The sequence below is a fragment of the Actinosynnema sp. NPDC004786 genome (genome assembly GCF_053601135.1).
Genome location: NZ_JBSGBG010000018.1, coordinates 60025 through 75104 on the forward strand (window position 1 = coordinate 60025; position 15080 = coordinate 75104).

16 protein-coding genes are annotated in these 15080 nt (G+C 73.6%); 5 read left to right on the forward strand and 11 right to left on the reverse strand.

The window, feature by feature from the left end:
• Window positions 1-4: 4 nt before the first annotated feature.
• Entirely contained in the window at window positions 5-643 is a 639-nt protein-coding gene (locus tag ACWEFJ_RS18265; protein WP_449714421.1) for a LysE family translocator, read from the reverse strand.
• 51 nt (window positions 644-694) lie between these two features.
• The gene (locus ACWEFJ_RS18270; RefSeq protein ID WP_449714422.1) at window positions 695-1402 is read right to left on the reverse strand and encodes a 3-keto-5-aminohexanoate cleavage protein; all 708 of its coding nucleotides are present in this window, start codon (window positions 1400-1402) and stop codon (window positions 695-697) included.
• A gap of 26 nt (window positions 1403-1428) precedes the next feature.
• On the opposite strand from ACWEFJ_RS18270, the gene ACWEFJ_RS18275 reads away from it, so the two are divergent.
• Complete coding sequence (locus tag ACWEFJ_RS18275; RefSeq protein ID WP_378085416.1) at window positions 1429-1839, forward strand: SWIM zinc finger family protein; 411 nt, start codon at window positions 1429-1431, stop codon at window positions 1837-1839.
• Here ACWEFJ_RS18275 and ACWEFJ_RS18280 read toward each other — a convergent pair.
• Window positions 1820-2326: a GNAT family N-acetyltransferase gene (locus ACWEFJ_RS18280; RefSeq protein ID WP_378085418.1), complete on the reverse strand. Its 507-nt coding sequence runs from the start codon at window positions 2324-2326 to the stop codon at window positions 1820-1822. The two genes, ACWEFJ_RS18275 and ACWEFJ_RS18280, sit on opposite strands and share 20 nt — an antisense overlap.
• A gap of 128 nt (window positions 2327-2454) precedes the next feature.
• On the opposite strand from ACWEFJ_RS18280, the gene ACWEFJ_RS18285 reads away from it, so the two are divergent.
• Window positions 2455-2895, forward strand: coding sequence for a protein-tyrosine phosphatase family protein (locus ACWEFJ_RS18285; protein ID WP_449714423.1), 441 nt, complete (start codon window positions 2455-2457; stop codon window positions 2893-2895).
• Window positions 2896-2952: 57 nt separating this feature from the next.
• Here ACWEFJ_RS18285 and ligA read toward each other — a convergent pair whose 3' ends face one another.
• From ligA to ACWEFJ_RS18300, 3 genes are read right to left on the reverse strand one after another with little or no spacing between them, the layout of a single operon-like run.
• Window positions 2953-5103: an NAD-dependent DNA ligase LigA gene (ligA, locus tag ACWEFJ_RS18290; protein ID WP_449714424.1), complete on the reverse strand. Its 2151-nt coding sequence runs from the start codon at window positions 5101-5103 to the stop codon at window positions 2953-2955.
• 31 nt (window positions 5104-5134) lie between these two features.
• Window positions 5135-5785 carry a hypothetical protein gene (locus ACWEFJ_RS18295; RefSeq protein WP_449714425.1) on the reverse strand — a complete coding sequence of 217 codons (651 nt, stop codon included), beginning with the start codon at window positions 5783-5785 and terminating at the stop codon, window positions 5135-5137.
• Complete coding sequence (locus ACWEFJ_RS18300; protein ID WP_378085426.1) at window positions 5782-6672, reverse strand: LysR family transcriptional regulator; 891 nt, start codon at window positions 6670-6672, stop codon at window positions 5782-5784. Before ACWEFJ_RS18300 ends, ACWEFJ_RS18295 begins: the two co-directional genes overlap by 4 nt.
• A gap of 11 nt (window positions 6673-6683) precedes the next feature.
• Here ACWEFJ_RS18300 and ACWEFJ_RS18305 point away from each other — a divergent pair, with 11 nt between their 5' ends.
• Window positions 6684-7532, forward strand: coding sequence for a YeiH family protein (locus ACWEFJ_RS18305; RefSeq protein ID WP_449714426.1), 849 nt, complete (start codon window positions 6684-6686; stop codon window positions 7530-7532).
• Here ACWEFJ_RS18305 and ACWEFJ_RS18310 read toward each other — a convergent pair.
• Genes ACWEFJ_RS18310 through ACWEFJ_RS18320 form a run of 3 tightly spaced genes read right to left on the reverse strand, consistent with a single transcriptional unit; the run spans window position 7508 to window position 10795 of the window.
• On the reverse strand, window positions 7508-8254 hold the full coding sequence (locus ACWEFJ_RS18310) for a succinate dehydrogenase/fumarate reductase iron-sulfur subunit (protein ID WP_378085430.1): 747 nt from the start codon (window positions 8252-8254) through the stop codon (window positions 7508-7510). The genes ACWEFJ_RS18305 and ACWEFJ_RS18310 overlap by 25 nt on opposite strands.
• Window positions 8251-10164: a fumarate reductase/succinate dehydrogenase flavoprotein subunit gene (locus tag ACWEFJ_RS18315; protein WP_449714427.1), complete on the reverse strand. Its 1914-nt coding sequence runs from the start codon at window positions 10162-10164 to the stop codon at window positions 8251-8253. The genes ACWEFJ_RS18310 and ACWEFJ_RS18315 overlap by 4 nt, the downstream gene beginning before the upstream one ends.
• Before the next feature lies 1 nt (window position 10165).
• Window positions 10166-10795, reverse strand: a complete 630-nt coding sequence (locus ACWEFJ_RS18320) for a succinate dehydrogenase cytochrome b subunit (protein WP_449714428.1) — start codon at window positions 10793-10795, stop codon at window positions 10166-10168.
• A gap of 72 nt (window positions 10796-10867) precedes the next feature.
• Here ACWEFJ_RS18320 and ACWEFJ_RS18325 point away from each other — a divergent pair, with 72 nt between their 5' ends.
• Window positions 10868-11773: a LysR family transcriptional regulator gene (locus ACWEFJ_RS18325; protein ID WP_378085436.1), complete on the forward strand. Its 906-nt coding sequence runs from the start codon at window positions 10868-10870 to the stop codon at window positions 11771-11773.
• Window positions 11774-11931: 158 nt separating this feature from the next.
• Here the strand turns inward: ACWEFJ_RS18325 and ACWEFJ_RS18330 are convergent, their stop codons facing one another.
• Complete coding sequence (locus tag ACWEFJ_RS18330) at window positions 11932-12942, reverse strand: methionine synthase (RefSeq protein WP_378085438.1); 1011 nt, start codon at window positions 12940-12942, stop codon at window positions 11932-11934.
• A 205-nt stretch (window positions 12943-13147) separates the two neighbouring features.
• Here ACWEFJ_RS18330 and ACWEFJ_RS18335 point away from each other — a divergent pair, with 205 nt between their 5' ends.
• Window positions 13148-14488 carry a cellulose binding domain-containing protein gene (locus ACWEFJ_RS18335; protein ID WP_449714429.1) on the forward strand — a complete coding sequence of 447 codons (1341 nt, stop codon included), beginning with the start codon at window positions 13148-13150 and terminating at the stop codon, window positions 14486-14488.
• A 45-nt stretch (window positions 14489-14533) separates the two neighbouring features.
• Here the strand turns inward: ACWEFJ_RS18335 and ACWEFJ_RS18340 are convergent, their stop codons facing one another.
• On the reverse strand, window positions 14534-15073 hold the full coding sequence (locus tag ACWEFJ_RS18340; protein WP_378085553.1) for a cadmium resistance transporter: 540 nt from the start codon (window positions 15071-15073) through the stop codon (window positions 14534-14536).
• Window positions 15074-15080 lie beyond the last annotated feature (7 nt).

Consider the following 15080-nt stretch of genomic DNA (forward strand, 5'->3'; position numbering starts at 1 on the left):
CGGGTCAGGGGTGGCGGCCCGTGGTGGCGATGGTGACGCCCAGGCCGATCATGGTCAGGCCGCCCGCGCCGCCCACGGCGGACAGGCGGCGGGGTGAGCGGGCGAACCAGGTGCGGGCCGTCGCGGCGACCAGGCCCCACACGCTGTCGGACGCCAGCGCGATGACGTTGAACACCAGGCCGAGCAGCAGCATCTGGGCCGCCACGTGCCCCTGCGCCCGGTCCACGAACTGCGGCAGCACGGCGGCGAAGAACACGATCGTCTTCGGGTTCGCCACGCCCACCGCGAACCCCTCCCACAGCGTGCGCAGACCGCCCCGCGCCGGACCGCCCTCGGCGAACGACGCGTGCAGCGCCCCGCGCTGCCGCCACGCCTTCACCCCCAGGTACACCAGGTACACCGCGCCGACGAGCTTCAACGCGGTGAACACCACCGCCGACCGCTCCACGACCGCCCCGACCCCGAACGCCACGGCCACGACCAGCGCGTACGCGCCGAGGGTGTTCCCCAGCACGGTGATCAACGCGGCCCGGCGGCCCTGCGCCAGCGCCCGCCCCACCACGAACAGGACGCTCGGTCCGGGGATCACGATCAGCAGGAACGACATGGCCGCGAAGGCGATGAGCCGGTCTGTGGGCACCATGGCGCCACGAAACCACGCCGGACGCCCCCGCTAACAGCGCTTTTCGCCCGGTCAGCGGGCCAGCCGGACCAACTGCGCGTTCCCGGCCGCCACCCTCCCGTCACGCAGCGCGAGCGTGTCCTCCAACCCGATGCGGGTGTCGAGGCCGCGCGCCGACGCGTAGTCCAGCACCGGCCACGCGCTGTCGTCCTCGCCGTGCAGCAGGATCGGCACGCCCAGCGGCCCCAGCAGGTCGACCAGCCGCTCCGCGTGCGCCACGGTCTCCCCCGGCTGCACCTCGGCCAGCACCCGGACGGTTCCCGCCGGCACGCCCGCCGCCAGCAGCGCCCGCGCCGCCTCCTCGTGGAACACGCCCAGCTCGATGCCGATGCCCGCCTCGCCCAACGCGGCCGCGACGTCCCGCCACCCGTCCTCGTGCACGTTGACCGACGCGAAGTCGGGACGCCCGGCGGCCAGCCCGGCCCACCCGCGCACCAGCTCCGCCCGCCGCACCGGGTCCGGCACGATCCACGCGGCGGTCGTCACCCCCAGCTCCGCCCCCGGCGCCGCCGCCCGCACCACGGACACCGCGGTCGCGACCTCCGGACCGGCCAGCACCTCCAGGCCCACCACGTCCCGCGGGTGCAGGTGGAACGACGTCACGCCCAGCTCGGCGCACGCCGCGGCGTCGGCCGCCAGCTGTTGCGGGGTGATCGGCAGACTAGGGTGGCTGCCCGGCTCACGGGCGCCGTTCAGACAAGCCTGGAGCACGGAACCCACCGAACCACAAGGTGTTGGATACCGCCATGCCGACGCTGACCCCAGCCCTGCTGCGCCACCACGCGGGCGCGAAGTCGTACTGGCGCGGGTTGACCTACCGGGACTCCGTGGTCGAGCTGGCCGTGCGCTCGCGGCACGTGGACGGCGTCGTGGTGGGCGCGGCCGAGTATCGGGTCGCGCTGAGGTGGGAGGACACCCGGCTGGCCGGCGCGTGCACCTGCCCGTACGGGTCGCAGGGGTTCTTCTGCAAGCATTGCGTCGCGGTCGGCCTGGTGCTGCTGGACCGCGGCCTGACCGTGCCGCCGCCGGACGCGGAGGACGAGGAGCTGCGCGCCCGCCTCGCCGAACTGGACCACGCCGAGCTGGTGGAGCTGCTCTACGACCGGGCCGCCCGCGACCACGCGCTGCGCGACGAGATCATGCGAGTTCGAGGCTGAACCCGAGCGCGGTCACGTCCACGCCCGGCACCGGCTGCCAGTCGCGGTCGGGCCGCCGCTGGAAGCCCAGCCGCCGGTAGAGCCGGTGCGCCGTGGTCATGTGCTCGGAGCTGCTCATCACCAGCCGCCGCGCGCCGAGTTCGCGGGCCCGCGCGATCACCGCGCGCACCAGCGCCTCCCCCACCCCGCGGCCGCGCGCGGTCGGGCTCACCGCGAGCATCCGGAACTCGACCTCGCCGTCCCGGCTGACCTCGGCGTACGGGGTGCCGGGGCGGACCACCGTGACGGTGCCGAGCACGGTGTCCGCGACGTCCACCGCCACCAGCAGTTCCGCCTCGCGGGCACGGGTGCGCGCATCGACCAGCGTGTCGGCGTACCCGCCGGTGTGGCTGTCGATGTGCCGGTCGGCCCGGTAGGCGGCCACCGTGACCGCGCCCGCCGCCGCCCACTCGTCTTCCCTCGCGGGCCTCACCACGATGTCGGCCATCTGGTTCCCCTCCACGTCGTCGGACGTCCCGATTGTCGTCCACCCGACCGCGCCGGCAGGCGTTCGACCGAGATTCGGCCGGACGGCCCAACCGAACGCCTCCCGACCGCGGGCGCGATGATGTGGCGATGACACTCCCCGGTGCGATCGAACTGCCCGACGGTTCCCGGGTGCGCGGCCGGGGGCTGCGCAACCCGACCCCGGACGGCGTCCCGGACTACGCGCTGTACCTCGGTTCGCCGAAGATGCGGCAGAAGGTGATGGCCCGCCCGGACGCCCCGCCGTGGCCCCACGAGTGGTTGGAGTGGCCGGACTTCCGGCTGCCCGCGTCGACGGAGCGGGCCGTGGCGCTGATCCGCGACCTGCACGCGCGGGCCGGGTCCGGGGAGCGGGTCGAGGTGGCGTGCGGCGGCGGCATCGGGCGGACCGGCACGGTGGTCGCCTGCCTGGCCGTGCTGGCGGGCGTCCCGTCCACGGAGGCCGTGGCGTGGACGCGGGCCCACTACCACCGGCGTGCGGTGGAGACGCCGTGGCAGAAGCGGTGGGTGGCCCGCTTCCCGCACGACTGAGCCCGCCTCGCCGGGGAACCGCACGCGCACCGGTCCCCGGCGACGCGCCCAGTGACGTCAGGGCGCGGGTTCGGGGGCGTCGTCCTCGGCGACGGTGGCGACCGCGCGGGCGGCCTCCGGGCCGTCCGCGAGCAGGACGCGGAAGCCCGCCTCGTCCAGGACCGGGACCTTGAGCTGCACCGCCTTGTCGGCCTTGTTGCCCGGCGACTCGCCGACCACCACGAAGGCCGTCTTCTTCGACACCGACCCGGCGGCCTTGCCGCCCCGCGACAGGATCGCCTCCTTCGCCTCGTCCCGCGAGAACGTCTCCAGCGAACCCGTGACCACGATCGACAACCCCTCCAGGTGGCGCGGGACCGAGGTGTCGCGCTCCTCGGCCATCCGCACCCCGGCGGCCCGCCACCTGGCGACGACCGCCTGCCGCCAGGGCGTCTCGACCCACTCCCGCACGGCCGTCGCGATGGTCGGGCCCACGCCCTCGGCGGCGGCCAGCTCCTCCTCCGTCGCGGCGACGATCCGGTCCAGCGAGCCGAACTCCCGCGCCAGCGCGCGGGCCGCGGTGGGGCCCACGTGCCGGATCGACAGCGCGACCAGCACCCTCCAGAGTGGACGCTGCTTGACCAGCTCCAGGTTGTCCAGCAGCTTCACCGCGTTCGCGGTCAGCTCGCCGTCCTTGGTGCGGAAGAGGTCGACCTGCGCCAGCGCGTCCGCGTCCAGGTCGAACAGGTCGCCCTCGTCCCGGTACACCGGCGAGTCGACCAGCGCCGCCGCCGCCTCGAAGCCGAGCACCTCGATGTCCAGCGCCGACCGGGACGCGAGGTACGCGAGCCGCTCCCGGAGCTGACCGGGGCAGCCGGCCGCGTTGGGGCAGCGGATGTCGACGTCGCCCTCCTTCATCGGCCGCAGCACGTGCCCGCACTCCGGGCAGGTCAGGGGCATCTCGAACGGGTACGCGTCGGCGGGGCGGGCGTCGACCACCGGGCCGAGCACCTCGGGGATCACGTCACCGGCCTTGCGGATCACGATCCGGTCGCCGATCAGCACGCCCTTGCGCCGGACCTCGCTCGCGTTGTGCAGGGTGGCGCGGGCCACCGTGGAGCCCGCCACCTTCACCGGCTCCATCACCGCGTACGGCGTGACCCGGCCGGTGCGGCCGACCTGCACCTTGATGTCCAGCAACGTGGTGGTGGCCTCCTCCGGCGGGTACTTGAACGCGATGGCCCACCTCGGCGCGCGCGAGGTGCTGCCCAGCCGCCGCTGCAACGGCACCTCGTCCACCTTCACGACCACGCCGTCGATCTCGTGCACGGCGTCGTGCCGGTGCGCGCCCCAGTACGAGACGTGCTCGGCGATGTCGTCGAACGCGTCGAGCACCTTCGTGTGCGGCGACACCGGCAGCCCCCACGCGCGCAGCGCCTCGTACGCCTGGGACTGCCGGGCCAGCTCGAACCCCTCGCGCTTGCCGAGGCCGTGGCAGATCAGGCGCAGCCGGCGCGACGCGGTGACCTTCGGGTCCTTCTGCCGCAACGACCCGGCGGCGGTGTTGCGCGGGTTCGCGAACGGCGGCTTGCCCGCCGCCACGAGCCGCGCGTTCAGCTCCAGGAAGTCCTCCACCGCGAAGAACACCTCGCCGCGCACCTCGACCAGCGCGGGCACGGGGTGCTCGGCGGTGCCGGTCAACGTCTCCGGCACGTCCTGGAGGGTGCGCACGTTGAGCGTGACGTCCTCCCCGGTCCGGCCGTCGCCGCGGGTGAGCGCGCGCACCAGCCGGCCCTGCTCGTAGAGCAGGTTGACGGCCAGCCCGTCGATCTTCAGCTCGCACAGGAAGTGCGCGTCCTCGCCGACCTCCTTGCGCACCCGGTCGAACCAGGCCCGCAGCTCGTCCGGGGAGAACACGTTGTCGAGGCTGAGCATCCGCTCCAGGTGGTCGACCGCGGTGAACTCGGTCGAGAACGTGCCGCCGACGAGCTGGGTGGGCGAGTCGGGGGTGGCGAGCCCGGGGTGGGCCCGCTCCAACGCCTCCAACCGACGGAGCAACGCGTCGAACTCGCCGTCACTGACCGTCGGCGAGTCGAGGACGTAGTAGCGGAACTGGTGGCCGCGCACCTCCTCCGCGAGCGCCGCGTGCTCCTCCCGCACGGCGGCGGGCACGTCCTCGACGCCCTCGGCCGGGGCGTAGGTCGGGTTCAACGAGTCGTCGCTGGTCACGGCATGAGCGTAACCAGGTGGTCCGACGATTTCAGGACCGCTCCCCGCCCATCGAGCGGACCAGGTCGCGGAACTCCAGCAGGTCGATCGCGCCCTCCGGCTCGGCGGACGCCGTCTCCACCCGGCCCAGCCGTTCACCCGCCAGCCGTTCACCGAGCGTGACGTCCAGCGGCAGGAACGTGAGGGTCTGGCGGGCCGCCGGTTCGAGCGCGGCGAACTCGGGGTGGTAGACCGCGACGTCGACCAGGCCGTCGGAGACCTGCGCGGCCACCCGCACGTCGGCGAGCCGGATGCGGCGCGGCCCGAGGTTGACCGTGACCAGGGTCGGGTCGGGCACGGCGGGCACCGAGTCGTGGTACTCCCAGATCATGTCCTCCGCCGGCGCGGCCCCGATCCACGCGTCGGTGTAGGGGCGCAGCCGGGGGTCCTCGCGGCTGGTGATCACCAGGGCGTAGATGGCGCGGTGCCCGCGTTCGAGGGAGAACTCCAGGTCCGGGTGCATGGCGGCGACCAGCGCGCCCAGCGCGCCCTCCACCCGGTGCGGCTCGCCGTCGCCCAGGGCCGCGTTCACGGTCGGCAGCAGCTCGAACCACGCCGGCCAGAAGGCGGCCGCGGCCTCGTCCGGGTTCGGCAGGTGGACCGGCTCGGGTTCGGGCTCGGTGCGGCGGCGGAACCAGCTCATGGCTCCATTGAACTACGGCGGCAGGCCACCGCGAGCAGTTCCGCCGCGGGTCCCACGAGCCTGCGGTCGGCAGGCCACGCGGCCCGCAGCACGCGGCGCAGGTCCAGCTCCACGGGCGCCTCGGCCAGCCGCCCCTCGGCGAGGTCGACGGCCACGGCGAGCACGCTGAGCACGGCGGGCGCGACCCCGGCGACGACCGCGCCGCGCACGGCGGTGGTGGAGCCCAGCTCCAGCGCGGGCGGGCACGCGTCGGGCAGCGCCCGGTCCAGCGTGTCCCGGGTGCCGGAGCCGCGTTCCCGCACGACCAGGGGTGTCGCGGCCAGTTCGGCGGCGGTGAGCGGGCGTCGGCGGCGGGCCCACGGGTGCCCCGGCGCGACGACCAGCGCCAGCCGGTCCACGGCCACCCGGCGCGTGGAGAGCCCCGGCAGCGGGCCCGGGGCCTCGACGAACCCCAGGTCCACCGCGCCGTCGCGGACCAGCGCCACGACCGTCCCGGAGTTCGTCACCCGGAGGCCGACGCGCAGCTCGGGCCGGGTCCGGCGCAGCTCGCCGATCCAGCCCGGCGCGAGGTGCTCGGCCACGGTCATGCTCGCGGCCACCCGCAGCTCGGCCTCCTGCGCCGAGCGCAGCGCCCGCGCGCCCTCGACCAGGCCCGCGACCTCGTCCAACACCCGCCGCGCGCGCTCGGTCACCACCACGCCGGCCGGGGTCAGCACGGACCCGCGCCGCCCCCGGTCGACCAGCACCACGCCGAGCCTGCGTTCCAACGTGGACAGCCGCTTGCTCGCCGAGGGCTGCGCGATGCCCAGCTCCTCGGCGGCCCGCCCGAGGCTGCCCAGCTCCCCGACCAGCACCAGCAGGCGCAGCGACTCGAGGTCCGGGGTCATAGCCACAGGGTATGACCCCAGACCCGGACGCCGGCTACCGGGAACGTTCGCCCGGACGGAGGGTGGGCGGTGTGCTGATCGCCGCGTTGGTCCTGGGTGTGGTGGTGGGCGGACGCGTGCCCGACGTGGCGGGCGCCACCCGCGTGCTGCTGCGCGTCGGGGTGGTCCTGCTCGGGCTGCAACTGTCCGTCCCGCAGCTGTGGGGCCTGGGACCGGGCGTCCTGGTCGCCATCGTGGTCACGGTCGCGGTGACGTTCTTCGGCACGCTGGCGCTCGGCCGCTGCCTCGGCCTGCCGCGCGGCCTCACCGTGCTCGTGGCCGGCGGTTTCGCCATCTGCGGCGCGTCGGCCATCGCCGCCGTCGAGGGCCGGGTGGACCGGGAGGACGGGCACGTGGCCGCGAGCGTCGCCCTCGTCACCCTCTACGGCACCCTGGCCATGGTCGCGTTGCCGCTGCTGGGGGCCTCGCCGCAGTGGATCGGGCTCAGCGTGCACGAGGTCGCGCAGGTGGCCGCCGCCGCGCCCGCCGGCGGTCTGGCCACGGCCATGGCGGTGAAGCTCGGCCGGGTGGCGCTGCTCGTGCCGATCGTGGCCTGCGTCGGCCGCCGGGGCGCGCCGCCGGTGCCCGGCTTCCTGCTCGGGTTCCTGGCGGCGGTGGCGGTCGGCCCGCTGCTGCCGACCGCCGTCCTGGGCGTGGCCGAGACCGCGACGACGGTCGTGTTGGCCGTCGCCCTGTTCGGCCTCGGCACGGCCGTGCGGCCCCGGGCGCTGCTGCGGACCGGCCCGCGGGCGCTCCTGCTGGGGCTGCTCTCGACGCTGCTGGTGTGCGGGACGGGCTACCTGTCGCTGCGGGTGGTGTGAGCGCGCAGCAGGTCGGCGTTCAGGCGGGCGATCGTGGTCAGCGGGATGCCCTTGGGGCACGCCGACGTGCACTCGCCGGTGTTCGTGCAGCCGCCGAACCCGGCCGCGTCGTGCTCGGCGACCATGTCCCGCGCCCGCGAGTACCGCTCCGGCTGCCCCTGCGGCAGCACGCCCAGGTGCGTGGCCTTCGCGGCGGTGAACAGCATCGCCGACCCGTTCGGGCACGCGGCCACGCACGCACCGCAGCCGATGCACGCCGCCGCCTCGAACGCCGTGTCCGCGTCGGGCTTGGGCACGGGCGTGGCGTGCGCGTCCGGCGCGGACCCCGTCGGCACGCTGATGTACCCGCCGGCCGCCACGATCCGGTCGAACGCCGACCGGTCCACCACCAGGTCGCGCACCACCGGGAACGGCCGCGCCCGCCACGGCTCGACGGTCACCACGTCGCCGTCGCGGAAGTGCCGCAGGTGCAGCTGGCAGGCCGTGGTCGCCTTCTCCGGCCCGTGCGCCACCCCGTTGATCATCATCCCGCACGCGCCGCAGATGCCCTCGCGGCAGTCGTGGTCGAACGCCACCGGCTCCTGCCCGGCCGTGATCAGCCGCTCGTTGAGCACGTCCAGCGCCTCCAGGAACGACATGTCCGGCGACAGGTCGTCCAGGGCGTACTCCACCAGCCGCCCGGTCGCGCCGCTCTGCCGCCAGATCCGCAGGGTGAGTTTCACGCGTAGCTCCGGGTGCTCGGGGTGACGTGCTCGAAGACCAGTTCTTCCTTGTGCAGCACGGGCGGTCGGCCCACGCCCGTGTACTCCCACGCGGCCACGTAGGAGAAGTTCGCGTCGTCCCGCAGCGCCTCGCCGTCCGGGGTCCGGCTCTCCGACCGGAAGTGGCCGCCGCACGACTCCTCGCGGTGCAGCGCGTCCACGCACATCAGCTCCGCCAGCTCGAGGAAGTCCGCGACCCGGCCCGCCTTCTCCAGCTCCTGGTTCAGCCGCTCGCCGTCGCCGGGCACCTTGACCCGGGCCCAGAACTCCTCGCGCAGCTCCGGGATGCGCTCCAGCGCCTTGCGCAGCCCCGCCGCGTCGCGCTCCATGCCGCACTCGTCCCACATCAGCCTGCCCAGCTCGCGGTGGAACGACTCGACCGTGCGGTCGCCGTCCACGGCCAGCAGCGTCTTCACCCGGCCGCGCACCTCCGACATCGTGTCCGCGACCACCGGGTGGCTCTCGTCGACCGGTTCGAACGGCGCGTCGGCCAGGTAGTCGCCGATCACGCCGGGCAGCACGAAGTAGCCGTCCGCCAGGCCCTGCATCAGCGCGGACGCGCCCAGGCGGTTCGCGCCGTGGTCGGAGAAGTTGGCCTCGCCGATCACGTAGAGGCCGGGGATCGTGGAGCGCAGGTCGTAGTCGACCCACAGTCCCCCCATCGTGTAGTGGACGGCCGGGTAGATGCGCATCGGCGTCCGGTAGGGGTCGTCGCCGGTGATGCGCTGGTACATCTCGAACAGGTTCCCGTAGCGCTGCTCGACGGCGTGCGCGCCGAGGCGCCGGATGGCGTCGGCGAAGTCGAGGTACACGCCGCGCTTCTCGTCGGAGATGTTCTTCGCCGCCCGGGACGCGATGTCGCGCGGCACCAGGTTGCCGAAGCTCGGGTACATGCGCTCCAGGAAGTAGTCGCGGTCGGCCTCGGGGATGTCGTTGGGCGCACGCGTGTCGTGCGGGTCGCGCGGCACCCACACGCGGCCGTCGTTGCGCAGCGACTCGCTCATCAGGGTGAGCTTCGACTGGTGGTCGCCGCTGATCGGGATGCACGTCGGGTGGATCTGGGTGAAGCACGGGTTCGCGAACAGCGCGCCCCGCCGGTGCGCCCGCCAGATCGCGGTGGCGTTGCAGCCCTTGGCGTTGGTGGACAGGTGGAACACGTTGCCGTAACCGCCGGTCGCGAGCACGACGGCGTCGGCGAAGTGGGTGGACACCGCGCCGCTGACGAGGTCGCGCACGACGATCCCGCGCGCCCGGCCGTCCACCACGACCAGGTCCAGCATCTCGGTGCGCGGGTGCGTCTCGACGCGCCCGGCGGCGACCTGGCGCTCCAGGGCCTGGTACGCGCCCAGCAGGAGCTGCTGCCCCGTCTGGCCGCGGGCGTAGAACGTGCGGGAGACCTGCGCGCCGCCGAACGACCTGGTGTCCAGCAGGCCGCCGTACTCGCGGGCGAACGGCACGCCCTGCGCCACGCACTGGTCGATGATCTCGACGCTGATCTGCGCCAACCGGTACACGTTCGACTCGCGCGAGCGGAAGTCGCCGCCCTTGACGGTGTCGTGGAACAGGCGGTGCACGCTGTCGCCGTCGTTGCGGTAGTTCTTGGCCGCGTTGATGCCGCCCTGCGCGGCGATGCTGTGCGCGCGGCGCGGGCTGTCCTGGTAGCAGAACGACTTGACGCGGTAGCCCAGCTCGGCCAGCGTCGCCGCGGCCGAGCCGCCCGCGAGGCCCGTGCCGACCACGATCACGCTGCGGGTGCGCCGGTTCGCCGGGTTGACCAGGCGGGCCGAGAAGCGGCGGCGGTCCCAGCGGGACTCGATCGGCCCGGACGGCACGCGGTGGTCGGCGATCGGAGCGCCTTCGGTGTAGGGCATGTCAGCTCACCAATCCGGTGAAAACGGCGAAGGGGACGGACAGGAACCCGGCGCAGACCACCACGGCGACGCCGAGTCCGATCACGCGCGAGGTGGTGACGCCGAGGGTCCGGGTGGCGCTCCACACGCCGTGGCGGATGTGGAAGCCCAGGGCGAGCACGGCGACGGTGTAGGCGAGCACGACGTACCAGTGCCGGAAGTCGGCGACCACGTTCGCGTGAATCTCGCCGGGCACGCCGTGGGGGTTGAGCCACCCGACGGTGAGGTCGAGCAGGTGGTAGACGACGAACAGGGCGATGATCACGCCGCCCCAGCGCATGGTGCGGGCGGCGTAGCTGCCCTGGACGCGCCTGCGGTGCTCGTAGCGGCCCCCGGCCCGGCGGGCGCGGGCGGTGAGCTGGTAGGCGGCGAGGAAGTGCAGCGCCACACAGGCGAGCAGCGCGACCCGGGTCGGCCAGACCGCGCCGATCTCGCGCAGCCACCGGCCGTAGCCGTCGATCGCCTCCGCGCCGGAGAAGACGGTCAGGTTGCCGAGCATGTGCACGACGACGTAGAGCAGCAGCCCGGCGCCGGTGACCGCCATGACGACCTTCTTGCCGACGGTGGTGCGGTAGAGCCCGATCGTGTCCACGTCGATGACGCTAGGAACGGGTGTGACGAGTCGTCCAATACATCGTGAGCTGGCGGAGGATAGCCTCGGGCTATGACGCTCCAGCAGCTCGTGTACTTCCTGGCAGTGGCCCGGACGCGGCACTTCACCCGGGCCGCCGCGGAGGTGCGTGTGGCGCAGCCCTCACTGTCCAAGCAGATCCACGCGTTGGAGAAGGAGCTGGGGGCGGAGCTGTTCAGCCGGGCGCGCGGGAACGTCGCGCTGACGCCGGCGGGCGAGGCGCTGCTGCCCGTGGCGCAGCGGATCCTGTCCGATGTGGACACGGCGCGGCTGGAGGTGGCCGAGCTGGTGGGGCTGCGGCGGGGGCGGGTGCGGGTGGGCGCGACGCCGAGCCTGTGCGGCAGCCTGTTCGCGGACGTGATCAAGCGGTACCACGACGCGTACCCCGGTATCCAGGTGTCGGTGACCGAGGGCGGGTCGCGGGACCTGGTCGCGGCGTTGGAGGCGGGTCAGCTCGACCTGGCGCTGGTGATCGTGTCGCCGGCGGACGCCGACCGGGCGTTGACCGTGGTGCCGGTGCTGCGGGAGGAGCTGGTGGTGGCGTCGGCCGAGCCGCTGGGCGTGGCCCGGATGCGGTTGACGGACCTGCGCGAGCACCCGCTGGTGATGTTCCGGCCGGGGTACGACCTGCGGGAGACGACGTTGGCGGCGTGCCGGCAGGCGGGGTTCGAGCCGGGGTTCGCGGTGGAGGGCGGGGAGATGGACGCCGTGCTGCGGTTCGTGGAGGTGGGGTTGGGGGTGGCGATCGTGCCGAGCACGGTGCTGGCGACCCGGTCGTTGCACGGCACCCCGCTCACGCCGGCCACGACGCGGACGGTGGCGCTGGCCCACCGGACCGACGTGGCCCCGACCACGGCCGGCCGCGCGTTCCGCAGCGTCCTGCTGTCCTTCCTCCGCGACGCCCCGCTCCCCCCGGGCGTCCACCTGGCCACCCCCTAACCGACGCGAGAGTCCAACCCTCAACGCGCGAGAGTCCAACGCCCACGTGCGGTGAGTTCAACACTGGACCGACCACGCGGTATGCCGAGCGTTGAATTCACGTGCGCCGAACGTTGGACTCTCGCGTTGTGAACGTTGGACTCTCGCGCCGCCGGGGGTTACCAGGTTTCCGGTGGTTCGACGAACGCCTTGGCCAGGTCGCGGGTGAACGCCAGGGCGCGTCGCGCCCACGCCTCGCTCGCCCCCGCCATGCCGCACGTCGGCGTCGGCACGGCGTGCGTGCCCAGGATCGACCGCGGGAACCCGAGCCGGTCCACGAGGTCCAGCGCGGGCTGGGCCAGCGACTTCAGCGCCGGCCGCGTGGCCGGGTCGGTGCTCGGGGCCAGGCCCAGCAGCAGCTGGGTCTTCTCCTCCCACGCCTCGCCGATCTCGTCCCACACCGCGTCGTCCAGGACCGTGACGTCGAACGAGACCGCCCGCGCGCCCGCCTGCCGGAGCAGCGTGACCGGCGGCTTCGGCGCGCAGCAGTGCACGATCACGTCGGCGTCGAGGCCGTCGATGACGGTCTGCAACACCGCCCGCGCGTCCGGCTCCGGGACGGCCGGGACCGTGCCCAGCTTGGACGGGGTCGGCAGCAGGCCCCGGAGCACGGCGGGCAGCCCCGGTTCGTCGAGCTGCACGACGACCTTCGCCCCGGTCCGCTTGCCCACCTCGGCCACGTGCCGGTTGACGCCCTCGACCAGGGACTCGGTGAACTCGCGCAACGCGCCCCGGTCGGTGAGCACGCGGTGGCCGCGCGCCAGCTCGACGCTTGCGGTGAGCGTCCACGGCCCGGCCGCCTGCACCTTCACCACCCGCGGCCCCACGGGGTCGGCGGCCTCCTCGAACGCGTCCAGGTCACGGCGCAGCAGGTCCACCGCGCGCCGGTGGTCCCGACCGGGGTGCGCGGTGGTCCGCCAGCCGGAGGGGACCACCTCCACCGGCAGGTCGACCAGCAGCGCCGCGGTGCGGCCGATCATGTCCGCGCCGACGCCGCGGGCGGGCAGTTCGGGCAGGTGGGGCAGGTCGGGGAGTTCGCCGAGCACGATCCTGGCGGCCTCCAGCGGGTCGTTTCCGGGTAGCGAGCCGATGCCGGTGGCGGCGCCGGCGGACCAAGGGAGGGCATCCACGCGCACAGTCTCCCACCACCGCCGGTCGGCCGTTCGACGGCGAAAAGGTCTAGACCCATTGACGACATGGTCCAGACCACATACCGTCACGGTGTCGGTGCCGACAGTGTCGAGCGGCGCCGCCACGACGTGGTGTGGGGGCGTGCCGCGCCCCGCGCCCCCACACCACCTCCACCCCGTCCCCCCTGCACGGGAGTAGGTGCCGATGTCCCGCAAGCGCAAGAGCCTGGCCGCGTTGGCGGCGGGCGTCACCGCGGTCCTGACCGCCGGTCTGCTGCTGGCCGCCCCCGCGGGCGCCGCGCCGACCCCCACCGCCGTGTTCACCCAGGACTCCACGTGGGGTTCGGGGTACCAGGGCAAGTTCACCATCACCGCCGGCACGGCCGCGCTGTCCGGGTGGAAGGTCGAGTTCGACCTGCCGGCGGGCACCACGCCCGGCTCGTACTGGGACGCCGCGCTGACCAGCAGCGGCACCCACCACACGTTCACCAACCGCGAGTACAACGGCAGCCTCGCGGCCGGCGCGTCCACGTCGTTCGGGTTCCTGGTGAACGGCACGGGCCTGCCCGCCAACTGCAAGCTCAACGGCCAGCCGTGCGCCGGCGGTGGAACCACGACCACGACCACCACTACGACGACGACCACCACCACTTCGGACCAGCCCCCGCCGCCCGGCAGCCTGAAGTCCGCGCCGTACGTCGACATCACCATGCCGACGCCGTCGCTGGAGTCGGTCGCCCGCGCCACGGGGCAGAAGGTGTTCACGCTCGCCTTCGCGCTCGCGGACAGCACCGGCTGCAACCCGGCGTGGGGCGGCACGATCCCGCTGAACGACAGCCGGATCATCAACGACGTGCGCGCGCTCAAGGCGTTGGGCGGTGACGTCGTCGTGGCGACCGGCGGCGCGGCCGGACCGTACCTGGAGTACTCGTGCTCCACCGCGGACGCGCTGCTGGCGGCGTACAAGAAGGTGCTCGACGCGGTGGGCAGCAACCACCTGGACGTGGACGTCGAAGCCTCCATCCCGCACGACATGGTCAACACGGCGTTGAAGCGCCTGCAGACCGAGCGCGGCACGTCGATCAGCTACACGATGCGCGTGCAGGGCGACGACTACGGCATGGACCCGTACTCGGTGCAGATCCTGCAGAACGCCGCCGCCAAGGGCCTGACCGTGCTGGTGAACCCGATGACGATGGAGTTCGGCTCGTCCCGCCCGGACTGGGGCGACGCCGTCATCGCCGCCGCCGAGAGCAGCCTGCGGCAGATGAAGCAGATCTGGCCCGCCAAGTCGGACGCGGAGCTGAAGCGACTGCTCGGCGTGACCCCGATGATCGGCCGCAACTTCAACGGCAAGGTCTTCACCCAGGCGCACGCGCGCAAGCTCGTGACCTGGGCGAACACGAACCGGATCGGCCTGCTGGGCTTCTGGTCCGTGGGCCGTGACAACGGCGGCTGCCCCGGCGGCGGCATCTCGCCGACGTGCAGCAGCATCAGTCAGTCGCAGTACGAATTCACCAACATCTTCAAGGGCTTCACGGCCTGACCGTGCTGCGGTGGGGCGTTCAGCGGAACGCCCCACCGCTGCACGCTAGCCGCTCACCAGGATCAGCACGCCGATGCCGATCAGCACGACCGGCAGGAGGATGTGACCCCAGCGGGTCAGGGGTTTGGTGATGGTGGGACGCGTGGCGATGTGGCGGGCGGTTGCGCACCACACCGCGACCAGGGCCAGGAAGACCACCACGTAGGTCGTGATGCCGGTGGTGGTGAAGACCGGGACGTAGACGCCGATGTTGTCGCCGCCGTTGGCGAACGTCACGGCGGCCACGCCCAGTGCGCCCGTGGCGGCCGGCTCGGAGTCGTCGCCGCCCCGCCACGCCTGCCACGCCGCCTTCACGCCCAGCGCCAACGGCAGCAGGCCCAGCCACGGCAGGACCGCGGCGGGCAGGAGGGTGGCGCCCAGGGAGGCCGCCACGCAGACGGCCAGGATGGCGGCGAAGCCGAGGTACTGGCCCAGCACGACGCGCCACGCGGGCACGCCCCGGGCGAAGAACAGCGCCAGCAGGACGATGTCGTCCACGTTCGTCACGGCGAACAGCCCGATCGCACGGATGATGTCCAGCACCAGCGAACCT

Bases quoted from the DNA above. Each gene is read 5' to 3' on its own strand.
- ACWEFJ_RS18275 (WP_378085416.1), top strand. From the start codon at position 1,429: ATGCCGACGCTGACCCCAGCCCTGCTGCGCCACCACGCGGGCGCGAAG.
- ACWEFJ_RS18315 (WP_449714427.1), bottom strand. From the start codon at position 10,164: ATGCCCTACACCGAAGGCGCTCCGATCGCCGACCACCGCGTGCCGTCC.
- ACWEFJ_RS18300 (WP_378085426.1), bottom strand. From the start codon at position 6,672: ATGACCCCGGACCTCGAGTCGCTGCGCCTGCTGGTGCTGGTCGGGGAG.
- ACWEFJ_RS18325 (WP_378085436.1), top strand. From the start codon at position 10,868: ATGACGCTCCAGCAGCTCGTGTACTTCCTGGCAGTGGCCCGGACGCGG.
- ACWEFJ_RS18305 (WP_449714426.1), top strand. From the start codon at position 6,684: ATGACCCCAGACCCGGACGCCGGCTACCGGGAACGTTCGCCCGGACGG.
- ACWEFJ_RS18285 (WP_449714423.1), top strand. From the start codon at position 2,455: ATGACACTCCCCGGTGCGATCGAACTGCCCGACGGTTCCCGGGTGCGC.
- ACWEFJ_RS18265 (WP_449714421.1), bottom strand. From the start codon at position 643: ATGGTGCCCACAGACCGGCTCATCGCCTTCGCGGCCATGTCGTTCCTG.
- ACWEFJ_RS18295 (WP_449714425.1), bottom strand. From the start codon at position 5,785: ATGAGCTGGTTCCGCCGCCGCACCGAGCCCGAACCCGAGCCGGTCCAC.
- ACWEFJ_RS18335 (WP_449714429.1), top strand. From the start codon at position 13,148: ATGTCCCGCAAGCGCAAGAGCCTGGCCGCGTTGGCGGCGGGCGTCACC.
- ACWEFJ_RS18280 (WP_378085418.1), bottom strand. From the start codon at position 2,326: ATGGCCGACATCGTGGTGAGGCCCGCGAGGGAAGACGAGTGGGCGGCG.